Source organism: Xanthomonas sp. LMG 12460 (assembly GCF_009192895.1).
Taxonomy (GTDB): Bacteria; Pseudomonadota; Gammaproteobacteria; order Xanthomonadales; family Xanthomonadaceae; genus Xanthomonas_A; species Xanthomonas_A sontii.
The window spans coordinates 55,375-61,557 of record NZ_NKUH01000009.1; the positions used below are offsets into that span (position 1 = coordinate 55,375).

6 protein-coding genes and 1 pseudogene are annotated in these 6,183 nt (G+C 69.6%); 3 read left to right on the forward strand and 4 right to left on the reverse strand.

Translation table 11 applies throughout. The features are described 5' to 3' along the window. Positions 1-9: 9 nt before the first annotated feature. From CEK66_RS02250 to CEK66_RS02260, 3 genes are all read right to left on the reverse strand, one after another. The gene (locus CEK66_RS02250) at positions 10-549 is read right to left on the reverse strand and encodes a GNAT family N-acetyltransferase (protein ID WP_152235811.1); all 540 of its coding nucleotides are present in this window, start codon (positions 547-549) and stop codon (positions 10-12) included. A gap of 48 nt (positions 550-597) precedes the next feature. Continuing rightward, the gene (locus CEK66_RS02255; protein WP_193312540.1) at positions 598-1,773 is read right to left on the reverse strand and encodes an acyl-CoA dehydrogenase family protein; all 1,176 of its coding nucleotides are present in this window, start codon (positions 1,771-1,773) and stop codon (positions 598-600) included. Positions 1,774-1,873: 100 nt separating this feature from the next. Further along, positions 1,874-2,689 (reverse strand): glycine zipper 2TM domain-containing protein, encoded by an 816-nt coding sequence (locus tag CEK66_RS02260; protein WP_152235813.1) that lies wholly within the window; start codon positions 2,687-2,689, stop codon positions 1,874-1,876. A gap of 173 nt (positions 2,690-2,862) precedes the next feature. Here CEK66_RS02260 and CEK66_RS02265 point away from each other — a divergent pair, with 173 nt between their 5' ends. From CEK66_RS02265 to CEK66_RS02275, 3 genes are all read left to right on the forward strand, one after another. Beyond that, the gene (locus CEK66_RS02265) at positions 2,863-3,099 is read left to right on the forward strand and encodes a DUF6116 family protein (RefSeq protein WP_017912800.1); all 237 of its coding nucleotides are present in this window, start codon (positions 2,863-2,865) and stop codon (positions 3,097-3,099) included. Positions 3,100-3,105: 6 nt separating this feature from the next. After that, positions 3,106-3,900 carry a TatD family hydrolase gene (locus CEK66_RS02270; protein WP_152235814.1) on the forward strand — a complete coding sequence of 265 codons (795 nt, stop codon included), beginning with the start codon at positions 3,106-3,108 and terminating at the stop codon, positions 3,898-3,900. Between the two features lie 473 nt (positions 3,901-4,373). Further along, a complete protein-coding gene (locus tag CEK66_RS02275; protein ID WP_017909026.1) occupies positions 4,374-5,810 on the forward strand; it encodes an EAL domain-containing protein in 1,437 nt (478 codons plus the stop codon). On the opposite strand, the pseudogene CEK66_RS02280 reads toward CEK66_RS02275, so the two are convergent. Further along, a pseudogene (locus CEK66_RS02280) lies at positions 5,807-6,183 on the reverse strand (tRNA threonylcarbamoyladenosine dehydratase); the annotation flags it as partial. The gene CEK66_RS02275 and the pseudogene CEK66_RS02280 overlap by 4 nt on opposite strands.

Sequence of the window (6,183 nt, forward strand, 5' to 3'; positions counted from 1 at the left end):
CGTCGTGGCTCAGCCCCGCGCCTGCCACTGCGCGCGCGACTGCCCCCACACTTCCACCTCGAATGCCTGCAGCGGCTCGGGCAGGCGATCCTGGCGCTGGTAGCGCGACCCGAGCTTGGCCGCCACCGCCTTGGAGTTGGCGTTGTCGGGCACGATGGTGTGGATCACCTCGGCCCAGCCCAATTGCGCGAACGCCCAATCGATCGACGCCGTGGCCGCCTCCGGCGCATAGCCCTGGCCCCAGAACGCGCGGGCGATGCCCCAGCCGACCTCCGGACCCGGCCAGCCGTGCGGCTGCCAGGGACCGACCCGGCCGATCCACTGCCCGCTGCGCTTCTCGATCACCGAGAACATCGCAAAGCCCTGCAGCTGCCAGCTGCCGACCAGCGAGGTCAGGCTGCGCCAGACCACCGATGGCGCCTGCACGCCGCCAAGGTGATGCATGGTCTCGGCGTCGGCGGAAAAGGCGCAGAACGCCGCGAAATCCTCTGCAGTGGGCGGGCGCAGCACCAGGCGCTCGGTTTCCACGCGCACATCGAAGACGCTCATCGTCGGTTCTCCTGTGAACAGGCACGCAGCCGGCCGCGGGCCTTGGATTCAAAACGCATTGATGCCGGTCAGTTCGCGGCCGACCACCAGTTGGTGCACGGTCTCGGTGCCCTCGTAGGTGATCACCGATTCCAGGTTCAGCGCATGCCGGATCGCACCGTAGTCGGTGGTGATGCCGGCGCCGCCGAGCAGGTCGCGGCATTCGCGGGCGATGTCCAGGGCCATGCGCACGTTGTTCCACTTGGCCAGCGACACCTGCGCCGGCTGCAGCGTGCCGGCGTCCTTGAGCCGGCCCAGTTGCAGCGCCAGCAACTGCGCGCTGGCGATGCGCCGTGCCATGTCGGCCAGCTTGATCTGCGCGCTCTGCGTCGCCGCCAGCGGCCGCCCGAACAGCATGCGCTCGCCGGCATAGGCCAGCGCCTCGCGCAGGCAGGCGATGGCCGCGCCGATCGCGCCCCAGCTGATGCCGTAGCGGGCCTGGGTCAGGCAGCCCAGCGGCCCCTTCAGACCGCGCACGCCGGGCAGGCGCTGGCTGTCGGGCAGGCGCACGTCGTCGAAGAACAGCGCCGAGGTCACCGAGGCGCGCAGGCTCATCTTGTGCGCGATGTCCTGGGTGCCGAAGCCCGGGGTGCCGGCCTCGACCAGGAAACCCTGGATGCCGTCGTCGGTCTGCGCCCACACGATCGCCACGTCGGCGATGCTGCCGTTGGTGATCCACATCTTGCTGCCGCTCAGGCGCCAACCGTCGCCGTCGCGCACCGCATGGGTCTGCATCGCCGCCGGGTCGGAGCCGCCCTGGGACTCGGTCAGGCCGAAGCAGCCGATCGCCGTGCCGGCGGCCATCGCCGGCAGCCAGCGCTGGCGTTGCGCGTCGCTGCCATAGGCATGGATCGGGTACATGCACAGCGAGGACTGCACACTGACAAAACTGCGCAGGCCGCTGTCGCCGCGCTCCAGTTCCTGACAGATCAGGCCGTAGCAGACCGCGTTGAGGCCGCCACCGCCCTGCCCGGCCGGCAGGCTGGCGCCGAGCAGCCCCAGTTGCGCAAGTTCCGGCACCAGTTCGCGCGGGAACCGCGCCTGGTCGAAGGCGTCGCCGATCACCGGCAACACCTTGGCATCGACGAAGCGCGCCACCGCCTGCTGGATCGCGCGCTCCTCCTCGCTGAGCAGCGCGGCTACGTTGAACAGGTCGTCGCAAGGCAGGGGCATGGCGGCATCCACGGCGAAAACCGCATTGTATCGGTCCCGCCCGCGCCGCCGCCCGCAGATAGACGAAGGCCGGCGCACGCGCCGGCCTTCGGAGGTGCAACCGCGCTGCGACTCAGCGCTGGCTGACGGCGACGTCGCCGGCCGAGGCGGTCTGGGTGACCAGGCGGCCGTCCAGCACCGGCAGGCGGTCGCTGTTCGGGCGGTCGTCCATGCGCACGGTCTTTTCCTGGCCGTCGTAACGGTAGGTCACGTCGTAGCCCTTGACCACGTCCTGCGTGCCCATGGCGATGCGGCTGCCCGGCTTGCTGTCCATGCGCATGGTGCCGGTGGTGCCGTCGTCGTTACGGTAGGTCACGTTGTAGCCGGTGATGGTCGAGGACTGCGCGGTGCTGTTCTCGGTGTGGCACTGGCGCTCGGTGCGGTCGACCACGCGACCGCCGACATGGTTCTGGTCGATGCGGTTGCCGATGAAGCCACCGGCCACCGCGCCGGCCGCGGTCGCGGCCTTGCGGCCGTTGCCATGGCCGATCTGGTTGCCGAGCAGGCCGCCGACCACCGCGCCAACCACGGTGCCGCCGACATTGCCGTCGCGCTCGGGCAGGCGCTCCTGCACCACCACGTCGTTGCACACCTGACGCGGCGTGGTGGTGGTGGAGGTCTGGCGCAGCGGCTCGGTGCCGATCACCTCGGCGTAGCGCTGCTGCTTCTGGGTGATCGGGTCGACCCGGACCACGTCGGCGTACTCGAGCTTGCCGCCGACGCTGTTGTCCATCGCGCTGTCGCCGCGGGTATTGTCCAGGGCCGGGCGCACGTCGCTGCTGGCGACGTCCACCGGTTTGTCACGATTGTTCATGAAGGCCGCGGTGGCGACGCCGCCGACCAGCAAGGCGCCAGCCGCGACCAGAACGGTTGTCGTAGTGCTTTTCATGTGTGCTCTCCTGCGGGCTGACCGCGTTGTCTACGGTGCTGTGATTACCATGCCGAAGCTGAACCGATCCGCTCCCTATTCAGTAACGCGGCGTACACGCGACTGGTAACGCCCCCGGAACGTCGCCATATCAAAGCTGTTAGCGTTTCCACCGCTGCCCCGGAGCACCTGACATGCCCAACCCGATCGTCTATCCGCTGCTGCGCTGGGCGGGCAAATTGCGCTACCCGACGCTGTTCAAGATCACCGCCGGGCTGTTCGTGCTGAGCGTGCTGCTGCCCGATCCGGTGCCCTTCATCGACGAGATCGTGTTCGGCCTGGGCACCCTGCTGCTGGCCAACTGGAAGACCCGCACCCCGGCGCCGGCCACCGAGCCGCTGAACTCGACCGCGCAACGCGTGCGCCGCTGAGCGCCGATGCCGTTGATCGACAGCCACTGCCACCTGGACGCGGAAGAGTTCGATCCGGACCGCGACGCGGTGATCGCGCGCGCGCAGGCGGCGGGCGTGCAGGCGCAGGTGGTGCCGGCGGTGACCACGGCGTCCTGGGCGAAGCTGCGTGCGGTCTGCGCGGCCGCGCCCGGCCTGTATCCGGCGTATGGCCTGCATCCGCTGTTTCTGGCCGAGCACCGGCCCGAGCACCTGGCCTTGCTCGGCGAGTGGATCGAACGCGAGCGTCCCTGCGCGATCGGCGAATGCGGCCTGGACTTCTTCGTCGAAGGCTTGGACGAAGCCGACCAGCAGCGCTACTTCGCCGGCCAGCTGCAACTGGCACGAGAGTTCGACCTGCCGGTGATCGTGCATGCGCGGCGCGCGGTGGACGCGGTGATCCTGGCGATCCGCAAGGTCGGGCGCCTGCGTGGCGTGGTGCACAGTTTCGCCGGCAGCGCCGAGCAGGCGGCACAGTTGCAGTCGCTGGATTTCCTGATCGGCCTGGGCGGGCCGGTCACCTACGCACGGGCGCAGCGCCTGCGCCGGCTCGCCGCCACGGTGCCGTTGCAACAACTGCTGCTGGAAACCGATGCGCCGGACCAGCCCGATGCCGCGATCCGCGGCCAGCGCAACGAACCGGCACGGCTGCGCACGGTGCTGGACACCATCGCCGCGCTGCGCGACGCACCTGCCGCCTCCATCGCCGCGCAGACCACGGCCAACGCGCGGCGGCTGTTCGGCCTGCCCGACGTGCTTCCCGACACAGCCGCGCCGGGCTGACGCAGGACTGTCCCGCAGACACAGCGCGCACCGCTCGCCAGCGTGGTGGCGCCCCGCGCAAGCGCCGCTCGGCACGCAGGCACGCTGGCCAACGCGCAGCTCCGCGCTGCAGCGATCCGCGCGAACGTCGCTTGCCGCGCATCTTTCGTACGAAACTGTGAACTGGGCTACCGGATCACGGTCTTTCGACAGGGTTTCCGCCTGCTGGCTTCTGCTACTGTGCACCGCGCTGAACGGCGAGCGGATCTTTTGTCCGCCAGGCACCGGAGTGTGAACCCGTTCGCTCTCAGCACAAGGCTCGGCGGCCGGCTCGATGGCACGCGTTCTGGCAGATCGGATCATCCTGGCGTGAAACAACCGGCAAGCCGTATCCCCTACCCGCTTCTCCACAGCGCGCGGCGCACGCGTGCGATCGCCTCCTCCGCGGCCGCCCCGGCGCGAGCGGAGCCATCGCGCATGCGAGCGCCACGACGATGAAAAGCGCCGCGAGTTCGGAGAAACACGTCTCCAACGGCGAAAGCTGGGTCTCCCTGAAATTCCGCGACAGCAATCGCAGCCGCAAGATGCGCAGCACCCTGACCCTGGCCGGGGTCTCGTGCACCACGCTCGGCGCCTTGTGGACCGTGTGCTACCTGTACTACGGCCGGCCGGAACTGGCGCTCGCCTTCGTCGGGCTCACGGCGGTCGGCCTGCTCGCGCTGTGCCGCCGCCGCCATTGCGACGAGGCCTCGTTGTCGCTGGTGGCGCATGGCGTGTTCGTGGTGGTGCTGGTGATCTCGTTCATCGATGCGCCGATCGGCACGGTGCCGCGCTCGGTGCACACCTTCTTCCTGCCGCTGGCGGCCGGCGCGCTGTTCGTGTTCGACCGCAGCCGCCGCTACCGCGCGCTGGTGTTCCCGCTGGCGTGCCTGGGCGCCTTCGTCGCGTTCGGTTCGGGCGAACTGGACTGGCTGGCGCCGGCGTCTTCGCCGCCACTGGGGATGCGCCGGCTCGGCGCGATCTCCAACATGGCCTGCGCGGCCGGCCTGCTCGCGGCGATCCTGCACATCTACCGCAACGACGTGAACGCGCGCATTTCGCTGGAGCGGGAACTGGCGCGCGCAGTCGGCAACGGCGAGATCGAGGTGCTGTACCAGCCGCAGGTGAGCGCGAACGGCAGCATGCTCGGCGCCGAGGCGCTGGTGCGCTGGCGCCATCCCAGCGGCAAGCTGCTGACCCCTGACAAATTCATCCCGCTGGCCGAAGAGAGCCAGCTGATCCGGGACGTGGGACTGGAAGTGCTGCGTCAGGCCTGCAGCACGCTGCGGCGCTGGTCGCACGAGCAGGATCTGCGTGCGCTGGTGGTCGCGGTGAACGTCAGCCCGGTGCAGTTGCTCGATCCCAACTTCGTGGCGTCGGTGAAGCAGGTGATCACCAGCGAGGGGGTGGCGCCGGCGTCGCTGGAATTCGAGCTGACCGAATCGGCGCTGTACGTGGATACCGCCGGGGTGCGCGCCAAGATGCACGAACTCAAGGCGTTCGGCATCGGCTGGGCGCTGGACGATTTCGGCACCGGCTTCTCGTCGCTTGCCATGCTCAGGACGCTGCCGGTCACCAAGCTCAAGATCGACCGGCAGTTCGTCAACGACGCCAAGGCCGACGAGTCCTCGCGGCGCCTGCTGGCCAAGATCGTGGAGATCTCGGAGGTGATGGGCATGGTGGCGCTCGCCGAAGGCATCGAGGATGCGCAGCAGTGCGAGATGCTCTCGGCGATGGGTTGCCGGCACTTCCAGGGCTTCCTGTTCGGCCGGCCGCAGCCGGCGCACGACCTGGAACGGCTGGCCTTCCTGCAGGCCGGCACCGAGCGCAACCTGATGAGCGGCGCGGCCACGCGCGCCCCGGACGCGCCGCCGCCGTCCAGCGCGCGCTAGGCGGCCGCCGCCTCGCGCGCCACCACGCGCTTCAACAGCATCTCCAGCGCCTTGCCGACCGCGGCGAAGGCGAACGCACCGGTGATGTGGGTGGCCGCGCCCAGCCCGGCGCCGCAGTCCAGGTTCAAGGCCGCATCCGGCCCCAGCACAGGACGCAGTCCGCAGACGCTGCCATCGGCCTGCGGATAGCGCACGTTCTCCAGCGAGTACACCGCCGGCACGCCGAAATAGCGCTGCGGGTTCTTGGGGAAATTGAATTCGCTGCGCAGCTTCTTGCGGATCAGCGCCAGCATGGCGTCGTGCTCGGTGCGCGACACGTCGCGGATCCGCACCAGGGTCGGATCGGTGCGCCCGCCGGCCGAGCCCACGAGAC